11 protein-coding genes are annotated in these 15,408 nt (G+C 70.4%); 10 read left to right on the top strand and 1 reads right to left on the bottom strand.

The features are described from left to right. Positions 1-7: 7 nt before the first annotated feature. The 3 genes from ACYBYQ_RS14455 (at position 8) to ACYBYQ_RS14445 (ending at position 5,046) form a co-directional block, all read left to right on the top strand. Positions 8-2,098 (top strand): ATP-dependent helicase, encoded by a 2,091-nt coding sequence (locus ACYBYQ_RS14455; RefSeq protein ID WP_459614905.1) that lies wholly within the window; start codon positions 8-10, stop codon positions 2,096-2,098. A 222-nt stretch (positions 2,099-2,320) separates the two neighbouring features. Beyond that, positions 2,321-3,316, top strand: a complete 996-nt coding sequence (locus ACYBYQ_RS14450) for a magnesium and cobalt transport protein CorA (protein ID WP_459614903.1) — start codon at positions 2,321-2,323, stop codon at positions 3,314-3,316. Between the two features lie 146 nt (positions 3,317-3,462). Further along, on the top strand, positions 3,463-5,046 hold the full coding sequence (locus ACYBYQ_RS14445; RefSeq protein WP_459614902.1) for an aldehyde dehydrogenase (NADP(+)): 1,584 nt from the start codon (positions 3,463-3,465) through the stop codon (positions 5,044-5,046). Here the strand turns inward: ACYBYQ_RS14445 and ACYBYQ_RS14440 are convergent. Continuing rightward, the gene (locus ACYBYQ_RS14440; RefSeq protein WP_459614900.1) at positions 5,032-5,961 is read right to left on the bottom strand and encodes a LysR family transcriptional regulator; all 930 of its coding nucleotides are present in this window, start codon (positions 5,959-5,961) and stop codon (positions 5,032-5,034) included. The genes ACYBYQ_RS14445 and ACYBYQ_RS14440 overlap by 15 nt on opposite strands. Positions 5,962-6,113: 152 nt before the next feature. On the opposite strand from ACYBYQ_RS14440, the gene ACYBYQ_RS14435 reads away from it, so the two are divergent. The 7 genes from ACYBYQ_RS14435 to ACYBYQ_RS14405 all read left to right on the top strand — a co-directional run bounded on the left by ACYBYQ_RS14435 (position 6,114) and on the right by ACYBYQ_RS14405 (position 15,373). Beyond that, positions 6,114-7,106 carry a Bug family tripartite tricarboxylate transporter substrate binding protein gene (locus ACYBYQ_RS14435; RefSeq protein WP_459614899.1) on the top strand — a complete coding sequence of 331 codons (993 nt, stop codon included), beginning with the start codon at positions 6,114-6,116 and terminating at the stop codon, positions 7,104-7,106. 31 nt (positions 7,107-7,137) lie between these two features. After that, positions 7,138-8,100 (top strand): 2-hydroxyacid dehydrogenase, encoded by a 963-nt coding sequence (locus tag ACYBYQ_RS14430; RefSeq protein WP_459614898.1) that lies wholly within the window; start codon positions 7,138-7,140, stop codon positions 8,098-8,100. Between the two features lie 146 nt (positions 8,101-8,246). Continuing rightward, positions 8,247-8,939: a thermonuclease family protein gene (locus ACYBYQ_RS14425; RefSeq protein WP_459614896.1), complete on the top strand. Its 693-nt coding sequence runs from the start codon at positions 8,247-8,249 to the stop codon at positions 8,937-8,939. An 89-nt stretch (positions 8,940-9,028) separates the two neighbouring features. Then, positions 9,029-11,272 (top strand): ABC transporter substrate-binding protein, encoded by a 2,244-nt coding sequence (locus ACYBYQ_RS14420; RefSeq protein ID WP_459614895.1) that lies wholly within the window; start codon positions 9,029-9,031, stop codon positions 11,270-11,272. Continuing rightward, on the top strand, positions 11,269-12,246 hold the full coding sequence (locus ACYBYQ_RS14415) for an ABC transporter permease (protein ID WP_459614894.1): 978 nt from the start codon (positions 11,269-11,271) through the stop codon (positions 12,244-12,246). Before ACYBYQ_RS14420 ends, ACYBYQ_RS14415 begins: the two co-directional genes overlap by 4 nt. A gap of 5 nt (positions 12,247-12,251) precedes the next feature. Next, complete coding sequence (locus tag ACYBYQ_RS14410; protein ID WP_459614893.1) at positions 12,252-13,697, top strand: ABC transporter permease; 1,446 nt, start codon at positions 12,252-12,254, stop codon at positions 13,695-13,697. Further along, positions 13,694-15,373, top strand: a complete 1,680-nt coding sequence (locus ACYBYQ_RS14405) for an ABC transporter ATP-binding protein (protein WP_459614892.1) — start codon at positions 13,694-13,696, stop codon at positions 15,371-15,373. The genes ACYBYQ_RS14410 and ACYBYQ_RS14405 overlap by 4 nt, the downstream gene beginning before the upstream one ends. The last annotated feature ends 35 nt before the right edge of the window (positions 15,374-15,408 follow it).

Raw genomic sequence — 15,408 nt, 5'->3', positions numbered from 1 at the left:
CGTACCCATGCCCCCACACGACGCGCCTTCCCCGCCTGCCGACCTGCTGGCCGACCTCAATCCCGAACAGCGCCAGGCCGCCGAATACGGCGCCGGCCCGCAGGGCCCCGAACAGGCACTGCTGGTGATCGCCGGCGCGGGTTCGGGCAAGACCAGCACGCTGGCGCATCGCGTGGCCCACCTCATCCTCAACGGGGCCGACCCGCAACGCCTGCTGCTGCTCACGTTCTCGCGGCGGGCCGCCCAGGAAATGGACCGGCGCGTGGGCGAGGTGCTGCGCCGGACCATGAATCTCGGGGCGGGCCACGCCCCGCCTTCGCTGCCCTGGAGCGGCACGTTCCACAGCATCGGGGCGCGCCTGCTGCGCGATTGCGCGGGCCGCATCGGCCTGTCCGACACCTTCACCGTGCACGACCGCGGCGACGCCGAAGACCTGATGGGCATGGTGCGCCACGAGCTGGGCTATTCGGCCACGCAGAAGCGCTTCCCGCTCAAGGGCACCTGCCTGGCGATCTATTCGCGGGTGGTGAACAGCCAGGCGCCGCTGGGCGAGGTCCTGGCCCAGTCCTTCCCCTGGTGCGCCGACTGGGAGCCGGAACTCAGGCAGCTGTTCCGCGCCTATGTGGCCGCCAAGCAGGACCAGAACGTGCTCGACTACGACGATCTGCTGCTGTATTGGGCCGAGATGATGCAGGACGCAGGCATCGCCCGCGACCTCGGCGGCCGTTTCGAACACGTGCTGGTCGACGAATACCAGGACACCAACCGGCTGCAGGCCAGCATCCTGCTGGCCATGAAGCCCGATGGCCGCGGGCTCACCGTGGTGGGCGACGACGCGCAGGCCATCTATTCGTTCCGCGCCGCCACCGTGCGCAACATACTCGATTTCCCCGGCCAGTTCGCAGGCGGCGCGCGCGTGATAACGCTGGAGCGCAACTACCGCTCCACCCAGCCCATCCTCGACGCGTCGAACGCGGTGATCGGCCTGGCGCGCGAGCGCCACGCCAAGGCGCTCTGGACCGACCGGGCCTCCAGCCAGCTGCCCGAGCTCGTCACCGTCAGCGACGAGGCGGGCCAGGCGCGCTGGGTGGCAGACCAGGTGCTGGCGCAGCGCGAGGCCGGCGCCACGCTGAAGTCGCAGGCAGCGCTCTTCCGCGCATCCAGCCACAGCGCGGCCCTGGAGCTCGAACTCACGCGGCGCAACATCCCCTTCGTCAAGTTCGGCGGCCTGCGTTTCCTCGAGGCGGCCCACGTGAAAGACCTGCTCTCGCTGCTGCGCTGGGCCGAGAACCCGCGCTCGCGCCTGGCGGGCTTTCGCGTGGCCCAGCTCGTGGCCGGCATCGGGCCGGCCACGGCAGGCCGGCTGATGGACCAGCTCGACGCCGCGGCCGATCCGCTGGCGGCCCTGCGCGAGTTCTCGCCCGGCTCCGCCGCGCGCGAAGACTGGAGCGCGCTGGTGCAGACCTACGCGTCGCTGCGGGCCACGCAGTCGCGCTGGCCGGCCGACATCGACCTGGCGCTGCGCTGGTATGCGCCCCAGCTCGAGCGCCTGTACGACGATGCGCGCGTGCGCAAGGCGGATCTCGACCAGTTGTGCCGCATCGCCAGCGGCTATCCCACGCGCGAGCGCTTCCTCACGGAGCTCGCGCTGGATCCGCCGGACGCCACCAGCGCGGAATCGGGCGCGCCCCTGCGCGACGAGGACTACATGATCCTGTCCACCATCCATTCGGCCAAGGGCCAGGAGTGGCGCGCGGTCTACGTGCTCAATGCGGTCGATGGCTGCATCCCGTCCGACATGGCCACCGGCACTGCGGACGAGATCGAGGAAGAGCGCCGGCTGCTCTACGTGGCCATGACCCGCGCGCGCGAACGCCTGCAGATCATCGTGCCGCAGCGTTTCTACGTGCACCAGCAGACCGGGCTCGGCGACCGCCACGTCTACGGCTCGCGCACCCGGTTCATCCCGCAATCCTTCATGCCGCTGTTCGAGCACCTGCCCAGGCCGGCCGACCTGCCGTTCGACCGCGGCACGCGCGCGCTGCCCGAAGGCCCGCGCATCGACGTCGCGCAACGCGTGCGCGGCATGTTCTCCTGATCCGGTCCGGGACGTGCGGGTGGCATGCGCATCGTGGGGCCGGGCCGCGGGCAGCGGCCAATTGGAGGAGGGGAAGCCCCCGCAGGGGGCCGAGGGCGCCTGATGGCGCGCCCGAGCCCGACGACTTGGCCGCTGCCCGCGGCCCGGCCTTACGATGCTCTCTCCCCGACCTCCCGACTCCCCTGCGCTATCATCCCGCTTGCGCCTGCTCCGGAGTCCCCCATGACGCATGACGCCCACGCCGGCGAGTCCGGCATCATCGCTTCGGTGGCCTATGCCGCCGGGCGCAAGCACTGCGATGTGCCGCTCGAAGATATACCGTCGTATGCCGGGCAGACCGAGCGCATGCTCTGGATAGGCCTGCGCAACCCGGCTCCCGAGCTGCTGTCGCAGGTGGCCGCCGGACTGGGCGCCAGCGAGAAGGCGCGCGACGAAATGCTGTCGCCGCACCGGCGCGCCAAGATCGTCGACTACGGCAACGTGGTGCTCGTGGTGGTGATCACGGTCGAGGTCGAAGGCGAGCGGCCCGCGTTCGGGGAAACGCAGCTGCTCATCGGCCAGGGCTTCCTGGTCACGGTGCGGCGCGGCGCCTCGTCCACCTATGCCGTGCTGCGCAATCATCTGGAAGACGTGCCCGAACTGCTGGCGCGCGGCAGCGACCACGTGGCAGCCGAGCTGCTGGACCTCGTCGTGGACCGCTACGTGGTGGCGGCAGGCCGCCTGGAAGCGCTGGTGGAGGGCGCCGAGCAGAAGCTGCTGATACGCGGCGCCAAGGACGCCGACATCCGCCGCCTGTATCGCCAGCGCCGCGACCTGCTGCGCATCCACACCGCCATCTCGCCGATGGCCGAGATCTGCCGGCGCCTCGCGCGCGTCGAGATGGCGGCCATCGACGGCCATGCCCGGCCCTACTTCGGCGAGGTGGCCGACCGCGTGCAGCGTGTCGACGAGCTCATCAACGCCTTGCGCGAGGCGCTGGCCTTCGCCTTCGAGGCCAGCCAGATGATCGCCCAGGCCCAGCAGAACGAAACGACGCGGCGCCTGGCGTCCTGGGCCGCCATCCTGGCCGTGCCCACGGCGGTGGCCGGCATCTATGGCATGAATTTCGAATACATGCCCGAGCTGCACTCGCGCTGGGGCTACCCGGTCACGCTGGCGGGCATCGCGGCCGCCTGCGGCATCCTGTACTGGCGCTTCCGAAAGTCCGGCTGGCTGTAGCGCGCCGGGTCGATGCCGGTCTTGTATCGATCCATGTTATTTCTGGCTGGAACGAATCAGTCACCGCGTTCATTCCTATACTGACGTGCCCACAGGAACCGCCTGGGCCCTGCGCGGCCGGGGCGTCCACAGACCAGGAGACTGCCATGCCCATTACCGGTGAAATGCTCATCGGCGCGAGCGCCGTCCGCGGCCAGCTCGGCACCCAGCGCGCTTTCGACCCGGCCCGCAACCAGGCCATCGAGCCCGAGTTCGGCCTGGGCGGCCAGGAGGAAGTGGATCGCGCCTGCGCGCTGGCGCAGGCCGCCTTCGATCCGTATCGCGCCGCGCCGCTGGAGCAGCGTGCCGCACTGCTCGAAAGCATTGCCGACAACATCATGGCGCTGGGAGACGAGCTGGTCGTCCGCGGCATGGCCGAAACCGGCTTGCCGCAGGCGCGGCTGGAGGGCGAGCGCGCCCGCACGGTGGGCCAGCTGCGCCTGTTCGCCAAGGTGGTACGCGACGGCCTGTTCCTGAATGCCACGATCGATCCGGCTCAGCCCGAGCGCAAGCCCATGCCGCGCGCCGACCTGCGGCTGGCCCGCATGCCGCTCGGGCCAGTGGCCGTGTTCGGCGCCAGCAATTTCCCGCTGGCCTTCTCGGTGGCAGGCGGCGACACGGCCTCGGCGCTGGCTGCCGGCTGCCCGGTCATCGTCAAGGCCCACAGCGGCCACCCCGGCCTGTCCGAACTGGTGGGCCGCGCCATCCAGCAGGCCGTGGGCGCCAGCGGCCTGCCCGAGGGCGTGTTCTCGCTGCTCTTCGGCGCCGGCCGCAAGCTGGGCGAGGCGCTGGTGGCCCATCCCGCCATCAAGGCAGTGGGTTTCACCGGTTCGCGGCAGGGCGGGCTGGCCCTGGTGCGCATCGCTAATGCGCGTCCCGAGCCCATTCCCGTCTATGCGGAAATGAGCAGCATCAACCCGGTGTTCGTGTTCCCGGGGGCGCTGTCGGCGCGCGCCGAAGCCATCGCCCAGGGATTCGTCGAATCGCTCACCGGTGGCGTGGGCCAGCTGTGCACCAATCCCGGACTGCTCGTGGCCCTCGACGGGCCGGACCTCGATCGCTTCGAGCGCGCCGTGGCCGAGGCGCTGCAGGCCAAGCCTGCCGGCACCATGCTCACGCCGGGCATCTGCGAAGCCTACAAAGCGGGCATTGCCCGGCTGGACAGCGCAGAGGGCGTGCGGCGGGTGGCGCAGGGCCAGGATGCCGCAGGCAGCGTCCATGCCGCGCAGGCCGCGTTCTATTCCACGGACGCGCGGCGGCTGCTGCAGGCGGCGGAACTGGAAGAGGAGGTCTTCGGGCCGGCTTCGCTGCTGGTGCGCGCCCGCGACGCGGCCGAGATGCACGAGGTGGCCGAGCACCTGGAGGGACAGCTGACCGCCACGCTGCAGATCGAACCGGAGGACCACGAGGCGGCGCGCAGCCTGCTGCCGGTGCTGGAACGCAAGGCCGGACGCATCCTCGCCAACGGCTTTCCCACCGGGGTGGAAGTGACCTATGCCATGGTGCACGGGGGGCCGTTCCCGTCCACCTCCAACGCCATGTACACCTCCGTGGGCGCCACCGCCATCGACCGCTTCCTGCGTCCGGTGTGCTACCAGGACATGCCGGATGCCCTGCTGCCGCCGGCGGTGCAGCAGGCCAACCCCTTGGGGCTCTGGCGTCTCGTGGACGGCAGCCTACGGCAAGCCTGAGGCGGCGCCGGGCGACGCGAACGCCGGGTCGTCCGCGCCCGCGCGCCCGGCCACGCGGTTCAGGAAAGCGTCCAGCGCCGGATTGTCGTGCCGGCTGCGCCAGGCCAGGTAGATGTCGGCGTACAGGTTCTTCTGGGCGATCGGGCGGAATTCCACGCCCTCGAAGCGCAGTTCCCGGGCGGAGTCCGGCACGATGCCGTAGCCCAGGCCGGCGCGCACCAGTGCCAGCAGTGTGTGGGTCTGGCTGGCGCGCTGCACATAGTGCGGCGACACGTTTGCCAGCCCCAGCGCGCCCACGATGCGATCGTAGAAGTACTGGCCCTCGTTGGGCGCATACAGCACCAGAGGCTGCTGGTGCAGCGCCCGCAGCGGCACGGTGTCGAAGTCGCACAGCGGCGCGCCGGAAGGCAGCGCCAGGATCAGCGGCTCGCGCTCGATGAGCCGCATTTCCAGCCCCTGGTGCAGCGGCACGTGGCGAGCCAGGACCACATCGAGCTCGCCCGCCAGCAACAGCCTGCCCAGATCCACCGACACCATCTCGCGCAGCTGTATGGCCACGTCCGGCAGGACGCGGCGCGCCTGCATGAGCAGCGTCGGCATCAGCCGGTAGGCCGCCACCGCGGTGAAACCTAGCGTGAGATGGCCCATCTCGCCGTCGGAAGTGCGGCGGGCCACCAGCGCGGCGCGCGCCGAGAAATCCAGCAGGTGGCGCGCGTCGCGCAGCAGGCGATGCCCGGCGGCCGTGAGCTTTACCACGCGGCTGTGGCGCTCCAGCAGCACCACGCCCAGCTCCTGCTCCAGCAGCTGGATCTGGCGGCTCAGCGGCGGCTGCGTCATGCGCAGCCGCGCCGCGGCGCGCCCGAAGTGCAGCGCCTCGGCCACGGCCACGAAACACTCGAGCTGACGCAGTTCCATCGATTCAATTCCTATATTGGGCAATGTTATTTATAGCTCGAACGGGTATGGATGTGCTTTCCTCCCTATACTCGGTCGCCATGCCCCCGCGGCGACTCCAGCATTGCCGTGAGCGGTGCCGCATTCATACCAAGAAGCATTATGGAGACGACATGGAGACGAAAAAGCGATCCCGCATCCGCGTGCGCCTGTGCGCGGCGATGGCCGTCATGGCGGCCTGCCTGCCCCTGGCCGGCCAGGCCCAGGACGACTACCCGCGGCATCCGGTCACGCTGGTGGTGCCGTTCTCGCCGGGAGGCGGCACGGACATCTCCGCGCGCATCCTGGCCGAGCGCCTGGGGCAGCGGCTCGGGCAGTCGGTGGTCGTGGACAACCGCGCCGGCGCGGCCGGCCAGATCGCGGCCGACATGGTGGCGCGCGCCGAGCCCGACGGCCATACGCTGCTGTTCGCCAATTCCGGCATGTTGTCCATCAATCCCTGGCTGTATGACCTGAAGAACGATCCGGCGCGGGCTTTCGCGCCGGTCTCGCTGTTCTCCGACCTGCCATTCGTGCTGGTGGTCTCGCCCAAGGTGTCGGCCCGCAACGTGCAGGAGCTGGTGGCCATGGCCAAAGCAGCGCCGGGCCAGCACACCTTCGCCAGCTCAGGCACGGGCGGCGCGCCGCACCTGACCGGCGAGATATTCCAGCAGGCCACGGGCGTGGAGCTGCTGCATGTGCCCTACAAGGGCGGCGGCCCGGCCATGGCCGACCTGATGGCCGGGCGCGTCGACATGCTGTTCGCCTCCATCCTCGAGACGGTGTCCTTCGTGCAGGCGGGCAAGCTGCGGGCGCTGGCCGTGACCGGCGCGGCGCGCTCGCCCGCCATGCCCGATGTGCCCACCATCGACGAGGCCGGCGTGCGCAATGCGCAGGGCGGCTCCTGGACTGCGGTGCTGGCGCCCGCCGGCACGCCCGGGCCCGTGGTCGAGAAGCTGTCGCGCGTGATCCGCGAGATCGCTGCCGAGGAAGACATCAGGCAGAAGCTGATCGTGCAAGGCGCGGTGGCGCATGGCTCCACGCCGCAGGAATTGAGCGGGCTGGCCGCGAGCGAGCGTGAACGCTACGGAAAAATCATCAAGGCCCGCAATCTGCAGGTGAAGTAAGCCGCCGCTCCTCTACCGTTACAGGCCAGCCATGACGAACGCCTCTACCCGCCACGTCGATCTCCTCATGGTCGGACCGCTTCCGCCCGCGGTGATCGACGACATCGACCGCCGCTATCGCCTGCACCGCTGGTGGGAGATCGAGGACCGCCAGGCCTTTCTGCAGGATCGGGGGCGCGCCGTGCGCGCCATCGTGACCAGCGGGCGCTATGGCGCGACGCGCGAATTGATCGAAAGCCTACCCAGTCTCGAGGCCATCATCAGCCAGGGCGTGGGCTACGACCCCATCGACGTGAGCGCGGCCACCGCGCGCGGCGTGGTGGTCACCAACACGCCCGGGGTGCTGGACGCGTGCGTGGCCGATACCGCGCTGGCCCTGATCCTGGCCGTCTCGAGGCGCGTCTGCGAGGCCGACCGGTTCGTGCGGGCCGGCCGCTGGCCGGAGGAGGCCTTCCCGCTGGCGCGCAAGACCAGCGGCAAGCGCTGCGGCATCGTGGGGCTGGGCAACATAGGCCGCCAGATCGCCGTCCGCGCCCAGGCCTTCGACATGCAGATCGGCTACTACAACCGGCGCGCCCGCCAGGACGTGCCGGCCGACTACCGCTATTACCCCGACATCGTCGAACTGGCGCGCGACAGCGATTACCTGGTGCTGGCCGTGCCCGGCGGAGTGCAGACGCGCCACCTGGTGGACGGCCGCGTGCTCGAGGCGCTGGGGCCCGACGGCTGCCTGATCAACGTGGCGCGCGGTTCGGTGGTGGACGAGGCGGCGCTGGTGCGGGCGCTGCAGCAAGGCGCCATCGCGGGTGCGGGCCTGGACGTCTTCGAGCATGAGCCGCAGGTGCCGCCGGAGCTGCTGGCGATGGACCAGGTGGTGCTGCTGCCGCACATCGCCAGCGGCACCGTCGAGACCCGGCAGGCCATGGCCGACCTGGTGCTGGCCAACCTGGACGGCTGGTTCAGCCGGCGCCAGGTGCTGACCCCCGTGGCCTGACATGACGAGGCCGGCGCGGCGCCCTGGCGGGCGCGGCACCGGCCGAGGCGCCGGCCTGCGACATCGTCCGCACGCCGGGCCCGGCGCCGACCCGCTGCTGTGGCAAACTGCGCCCCTGGTCTGCCATGCATACGAGGGACGTGTACTTGCCTGGACTCTTCCATACCGCGCGCGGCCGTTCGCCGCGCAATCGCCTGGTCCGGCGCGCCGGGGGCGCGCTGGGCGCCCTGGTGCTCGCCGTGGCCGGCGCGCTGGCCCATCGCTACTTTCCTTCCGGCGGCCCGTCGGGCGAATCCGCGGCGCCGGCTTCCCGGCCCGCCGCCACGGGGTCGCCGGCCGGCGCGGCGCAGGCCCGGGGCGGCGTGCCGGCCGCCGTCTACACCCTGGCGGGCACGGTCACGCAGGTGCCCGACGGCGATACCGTGACGCTGCGCACCGCCGAGGGCAATCGCCGCATCCGCCTCGACAGCATCGATGCGCCCGAGGTGGGCAGCGGCTCGGCCCAGCCGGGGCAGCCGCATTCGGCCGCCGCGCGCCGGAATCTTTCCGCGCTGGTGGAAGGCAGGCGGGTCACGGCCTGGTGCTATGAAACCGATCAATACGAACGCCATGTCTGCGCCCTGATGCTGGATGACGGCAGTTCGGCGAACCGGGCCCAGGTGGAGGCGGGCTACGCCTGGGCCTATACCGCGCGGCGCGGCGATTATCTGCGCGACCAGGCCATGCCGGCGCTGCAGAGGCAGGCGCGGGAGGCCGGCCGGGGCCTGTGGGCGCAGCCGGGCGCCGTCGAACCCTGGAAGTGGCGCTACGACTGCTGGCGCCAGCGCCGGTGCGACTGAGGCCCGCCCGGGCTTGCCCGGGTTCGGGCGGCAGCCGCCCTTTGCTATGCTTTGCGGCAGCATACGGCAGCACACATACGGGGAACTACATGATCGGTGGCTTGCGGAGATATCTGGCGGCGGTACTGCTATTGCTGATGGCAGCCGGCTGCAGCCGCGAGAGCCCCATCAACAGCCCGTACCCCTCGGGCGCCATGGCCGAGAATACGCTGTACACGGCCTTCACCGGCCGTTCGCCGAAGTACCTGGACCCGGCCAGCTCCTATTCCAGCGACGAAACCCCGTACACCTACAGCATCTACGAACCGCTCTACGGTTATCACTACCTGAAGCGGCCCTACGAGCTGGTGCCGCGCACGGCTTCCGCCATCGATCCGCCGCGCTACTACGATGCCCAGGGCAGGGAGTTGCCGGCCGACGCGCCGGGCGAGCAGGTGGCCGAGAGCGTCTACGACATCCGCATCCGCCCCGGCATCCGCTTCCAGCCCCATCCGGCCTTCGCCCGCCGCGCCGACGGCAGCTACGTGTACTTCCCGCTGGGGCCGGACGGGCTGCGCGACCGCTTCTACATCCCCGACTTCCCCGAGACCGGCACGCGCGAGCTGACGGCGCACGACTACGTCTACGGCTTGCGCCGCCTGGCGAGCCCGCGCGTGGTCTCCCCGGTCTATGGCCTGATGGCCAACTACATCGTGGGCATGCAGGCCTACGGCGATGCGCTGCGCCAGCGCGACCAGGCCCTGCGCCAGGGCCTGCCGCCCGGCACGCGCGACCTGCCCTGGCTGGACCTGCGCCAGGACGACGGCTTCGACGGCATACAGGCGCTCGACGCCCACACCCTGCGCATCCGCGTGCGCGGCAAGTATCCGCAGTTCCGGTACTGGCTGGCCATGACCTTCACCGCGCCGGTGCCCTGGGAGGCCGACCGCTTCTACAGCCAGCCCGGCATGGCCGCGCACGATCTCTCGCTCAATACCTGGCCGGTGGGCACCGGCCCCTACATGCTGGTCGAGTCGCTGCCGAACCGGCGCCATGTGCTGGCACGCAATCCCAACTATCACGGCGAGCCGTATCCCTGCGAGGGCGAGCCCGGCGACCGCGAGGCCGGGCTGCTGGCCGACTGCGGCAAGCCCACGCCTTTCATCGACAAGGTGGTCTTCAGCATCGAGAAGGAGGCCGTGCCGCTGTCCGGCAAGTTCATCCAGGGCTACTACGACATTCCCCAGGTGGAGCGCGGCGAATACGGCGTGGCCATGCGCGTGGCGGCAGGAGATTCCGCCGAGAAGGCCTCGCTCTACCGCGAGCACGGCATCCAGCTGCCCGCCACGGTGGAGGCCTCGATCTGGTACCTGGGCTTCAACTGGCTGGACCCGGTGGTGGGGCGCGGCGATACGCCGGCGCAGCAGGAGCGCAACCGCAAGCTGCGCCAGGCCATCAGCATCGCCTTCGACTGGGAAGAATACGTGGCGGTGTTCGAGGACAGCCAGGCCGAGGTGGCGCACGGGCCCGTGCCCCCCGGCATCGCCGGCTACACGCCGCCGCCGCAGGGCTACAACCCGGCGGTCTACGACCTGGTCGACGGCAGGCCGGTGCGCAAGTCCCTGGACGAAGCCCGCCGCCTGCTGGCCGAGGCCGGCTATCCGCACGGCAGGAACGCGCAGACCGGCGCGCCCCTGGTGCTGTACTACGATGCGATGTCCGGCGCAGGAGGCAGCCCCCAGTTCGACTGGATGCGGCGCCAGCTGGCCAAGCTGGGAATCCAGATGGACGTGCGCTCCACCGACTACAACCGCTTCCAGGACAAGATGCGGCGCGGCACGGCGCAGATGTTCATGTGGGGCTGGAATGCCGACTATCCCGACGCCGAGAATTTCCTGTTCCTGCTGTACGGCCCCAACGCCAAGGCTTCCGACGGCGGGGAGAACGCGGCCAACTACGCCAACCCCGAGTTCGACGCGCTGTTCCAGCAGATGAAGTTCCTCGACGACGGCCCCGAAAAGACCCGCCTCATCTCCCGCATGGTCGAGCTGGTGCAGCGCGACGCGCCCTGGATGTTCGGCTATTTCCCGCTGTCGGGCGGCGCCTACCAGCAATGGGTGGGCAACGCCAAGCCCACCCAGATGGTGCGCAACACGCTGCAGTACATGAAGATCGACCCTGCCCTGCGGGTCGAGAAGGTGCGCAGCTGGAACCATCCGGTCTGGTGGCCGCTGCCGCTGCTGGCCCTGCTGCTGGCGCTTGCCGTCTGGCCCTCGGTGGTGGCGCTGCGCCGCCGCGAACGGCAGACTGCCCTGTCCGCCGCGCAGGCCCTTTCCGGGGAGTCCCGTCCATGACGGCCTATATCGTCCGCCGCCTGCTGTACGGCGTGCTGATCCTGATCGGGGTCAACCTGTTCACGTTCGTGCTGTTCTTCGCAGTCAATACGCCCGACGACATGGCGCGCCTGGCCATCGGCGGCCAGCGCACCAGCCAGGAAGCGATCGAACGCTGGAAGGTCGAGCGGGGCTACGACAAGCCCTTGTTCTACAACGCACAGGCGCAGGGCCTGCAGCGCGTCACCGACACCGTGTTCTACCAGCGTTCCGCGCCGCTGCTGGTCATGGAGTTCGGCGCCTCCGACGGCGGGCGCGACATCGGGCGCGAAATCCGCAGCCGCATGGGCCCGAGCCTGGCGCTGGCGCTGCCGACGTTCGTGCTGGGCCTCTTTGCCAGCGTGGCCTTTGCCCTGGTGCTGGTGTATTTCCGCGCAACGCGGCTCGATTTCTGGGGCGTGGTGCTGTGCGTGGTGATGCTGTCGATCTCCGGCCTCTTCTACATCATCGCGGGGCAGTGGCTGTTTTCCAAGCTGCTGCGCCTGGTGCCTTATTCCGGCTACGCCGGCGGGCTCGACGTGGTGAAATTCCTGGCCCTGCCGGTGCTGGTGGCCATCGTCTCGCGGCTCGGTCCGGAGGCGCGCTTCTACCGCACGCTGTTCCTCGAGGAGATCGGCAAGGATTACGTGCGCACCGCCAGGTCCAAGGGGCTCACGGAGCGCGTGGTGCTGTTCCGCCACGTGCTGCGCAACGCCATGCTGCCCATACTCACCGGCACCGTGTCGGCCATCCCGCTGCTGTTCATGGGCAGCCTGATCGCGGAATCGTTCTTCGGCATCCCGGGCCTGGGCAGCTACACCATAGACGCCATCAACGCACAGGACTTCTCCGTCGTGCGCGCCATGGTGTTCCTGGGCTCCGCGCTCTACATCGTGGGCCTGATCCTGGCCGATATTTCGTACACGCTGGTCGACCCGCGCGTGCGCTTCGAGTAACCGCCATGCCCATGTTCGTGTTTCTCTGGACCGACGTCGCCCTGTTCCTGCTGGTGGCAGCCGCGCTGGCCTATGCCTGGCACGTGCGCCGCAGCCCTGCGCTGCGGGCCACCTGGGCCCGGGTGGCCCGCGATGCGCCCGCCATGAGCTCCGCCGTGGTGCTGCTGGCCTTCGTGGCGGTGGCGCTGCTGGATTCCGTGCACTATCGGCCCCGCCTGCCGGCGGCGCCTGGCGCTCCTGCCGATGCGCCGGTGGCCTATGCTCCGGCCGTGCGCTCGGCGCTGGATGCGATGCTGGACGCCACCGTGCTCACGCGTCCCGAAAAGACTTACTCCGCACCGCTGGCCACGCACCAGTTCACCAAGGAATCCATGCTGATCGACGGCAAGCCGGTGCGCGACTTCCCGCGCCTGCGCAGTGGGGGCGCGCATCTCGCCGATCCCGCCGACGCGCCGCGCGACATCCTGCGCCGGCTGGCTGCCGGGCTGGCCGCAGGCGCCGCGGCCTCACTGGCGGCTGCCGCGCTGCTGGCCGCGGCGCTCGCCCGGCGGCGCGGTTCCTGGCGCAAGGCGGCCGCTGACCTGCTGCGCGACCGCACCGAGCTGCCGTGGCGCGCCGTGCTGATCACCGTGGCCGTGCTGTGCCTGCTGGCGGGGGCGGTGGCCGGGCTCGCCAGCGGCTACCACGTCCTGGGCACCGACCGCACGGGCAATGACGTGCTCTGGCAGTCGCTCAAGAGCGTGCGCACGGCGCTGGTCATCGGCAGCCTCACCACCGTGGCCATGCTGCCGCCGGCCATCGTCTTCGGCATTGCGTCGGGCTATTTCAAGGGCCGGGTCGACGACGTGATCCAGTATGTCTACACCACGCTCACCTCCATTCCCGGCGTGCTGCTGGTTGCCGCCTGCGCGCTCATGATGCAGGTCTACATCGACACCCACCCCGACCTGTTCGACACGTCGGCGGCGCGCGCCGACCTGCGGCTGTTCCTGCTGTGCATGATCCTGGGGCTCACCGGCTGGGCCGGGCTGTGCCGGCTGCTGCGCGCCGAGACGCTCAAGCTGCGCGAGCTCGAGTACGTGCAGGCGGCGCGCGCCTTCGGCGTCTCGCATTGGCGCATCATGGGCCGGCACCTTCTGCCCAACGTCATGCACATCGTGCTGATCACCGTGGTGCTGGAGTTCTCCGGCCTGGTGCTCTACGAGGCCGTGCTGTCGTACCTGGGCATCGGCGTGGACCCCAGCATGAATTCCTTCGGCTCCATGATCGACAGGGCCCGGCTCGAGATGTCGCGCGACCCCATGGTCTGGTGGAACCTGCTGGCCGCCTTCGTGTTCATGCTGGCCCTGGTGCTGGCGGCCAACCTGTATGCGGATGCGGTGCGGGCCGCCTTCGATCCGCGCGCCCGTCGCCTGCGGCGCACCGCGCCGCTCACCGGAGCCACGCCATGAGCCGCGATCCCGCCGCCTTGCTGGAGATCGACGGCCTGAGCGTCGACGTGGCCGGCGAGTCCGGCTTCACCCGGGCGGTCAAGGGCCTGCGGCTGGCCATCGAGCAGGGCCAGACCTTCGCGCTGGTGGGCGAATCGGGCTGCGGCAAGAGCATGACGGCGCTGGCGCTGATGCGCCTGCTGCCCGACGCCGGCCGCATCGTTGCCGGGCAGCTGCGCCTGGACGGCAACGACCTGAACCGGCTGCCCGAAAGCGCGATGCGCGGCGTGCGGGGAGGGCGGATCGGCATCATCTTCCAGGAGCCCTCCACCAGCCTCAATCCCGTGATGCGCGTGGGCGACCAGATCGTCGAGACCATCACCGCGCATACGCCGCTGCGCGGCGCCCGGGCCCGGGCGCGGGCGGTGCAGTGGCTGGAGCGGGTCGGCATCCACGAGGCGGCGCGACGCATCGACGACTATCCCTTCCAGTTTTCCGGAGGGCAGAAACAGCGCGTGATGATTGCCATCGCGCTGGCCGCCGAGCCGGACCTGCTCATCGCCGACGAGCCGACCACTGCGCTCGACGTCACGGTGCAGGCCCAGGTGCTGGACCTGCTGGCCGACATCCAGCGCGAGCTGCGCATGGCCATCCTGCTCATCACCCACGACCTGGCCGTGGTGCGCAACGTGGCGCATCACGTGGCGCTGATGCGCGCCGGCGAAATCGTGGAGAGCGCCCCGGCGCAGGCGTTCTTCGAGGCGCCGCGCCATCCCTATGCGCGCGAATTGTTCGCGGCCATCCCCACCTATGCCAAGCGCGGGCGCCGGCTGTCGGCCGGCGACGGCCCGGCGCCCGTCGTGGCCTCGCCCGAGCCGGGGCCGGTGGTGCTGGAGGTGAGCGACCTGCGCGTGCATTATCCGGTGCGCAGCGGCCTGCTGCGCCGGGTACGCAGCTGGGTCAGGGCGGTCGACGGCCTGGACTTCACGCTGCGTGCCGGCGAGACCCTGGCCCTGCTGGGCGAGTCGGGTTGCGGCAAGACCACCACGGGCAAGGCCCTGCTGCGCCTGGCCGAAGGCGCGCAGGTGTCGGGGCGCGCGCTGCTGGACGGCCGCGACCTGTTGACGGCGCCGCGGTCGGAACTCCAGCGGCTGCGCCAGCACATCCAGATCGTGTTCCAGGACCCGTACGCCTCGCTCGATCCGCGCATGCGCGTGGGCGAGATACTGGACGAAGGAATCGCGGCGCTGCGGCCCGGCATGTCGCTCACGCAGCGCCAGGAGCGGGTGCGCTACCTGCTGGAGCGCGTCGGCCTGCCGGCCGACACCGCCACGCGCTATCCGCACGAATTCTCCGGCGGCCAGCGCCAGCGCATCGCCATCGCGCGCGCCCTGGCGGTGGAGCCGCGGGTGCTGGTATGCGACGAGCCCACTTCCGCGCTGGACGTCTCGGTCCAGGCGCAGATACTCGACCTGCTGCGCGAGCTGCAGGCCGAGCTGGGCATCGCCTACCTGTTCATCACCCACAATTTCGGGGTGGTCGAATACCTCGCCGACCGTATCGCCGTGATGCACGGCGGCCGCATCGTCGAGTCGGGCCCGGCGCACGAGGTGCTTACCCAGCCCCGCCACGAAATGACCCGGCGCCTGCTGGCCTCGGTGCCGCGGCTGGATTTCGGCAAGCCGCCGCAGTCATGAGTGCGGGGCGCGCCAGGGAGATGGCGCGCCCGGGC

This window comes from Bordetella sp. 2513F2, from assembly GCF_054642735.1.
The sequence above is the reverse complement of the archived record's forward strand: the minus strand, read 5'-3'. Positions and strand labels throughout refer to the sequence as shown.

Bases quoted from the DNA above. Each gene is read 5' to 3' on its own strand.
- ACYBYQ_RS14455 (WP_459614905.1), top strand. From the start codon at position 8: ATGCCCCCACACGACGCGCCTTCCCCGCCTGCCGACCTGCTGGCCGAC.
- ACYBYQ_RS14450 (WP_459614903.1), top strand. From the start codon at position 2,321: ATGACGCATGACGCCCACGCCGGCGAGTCCGGCATCATCGCTTCGGTG.
- ACYBYQ_RS14445 (WP_459614902.1), top strand. From the start codon at position 3,463: ATGCCCATTACCGGTGAAATGCTCATCGGCGCGAGCGCCGTCCGCGGC.
- ACYBYQ_RS14440 (WP_459614900.1), bottom strand. From the start codon at position 5,961: ATGGAACTGCGTCAGCTCGAGTGTTTCGTGGCCGTGGCCGAGGCGCTG.
- ACYBYQ_RS14435 (WP_459614899.1), top strand. From the start codon at position 6,114: ATGGAGACGAAAAAGCGATCCCGCATCCGCGTGCGCCTGTGCGCGGCG.
- ACYBYQ_RS14430 (WP_459614898.1), top strand. From the start codon at position 7,138: ATGACGAACGCCTCTACCCGCCACGTCGATCTCCTCATGGTCGGACCG.
- ACYBYQ_RS14420 (WP_459614895.1), top strand. From the start codon at position 9,029: ATGATCGGTGGCTTGCGGAGATATCTGGCGGCGGTACTGCTATTGCTG.
- ACYBYQ_RS14415 (WP_459614894.1), top strand. From the start codon at position 11,269: ATGACGGCCTATATCGTCCGCCGCCTGCTGTACGGCGTGCTGATCCTG.
- ACYBYQ_RS14410 (WP_459614893.1), top strand. From the start codon at position 12,252: ATGCCCATGTTCGTGTTTCTCTGGACCGACGTCGCCCTGTTCCTGCTG.
- ACYBYQ_RS14405 (WP_459614892.1), top strand. From the start codon at position 13,694: ATGAGCCGCGATCCCGCCGCCTTGCTGGAGATCGACGGCCTGAGCGTC.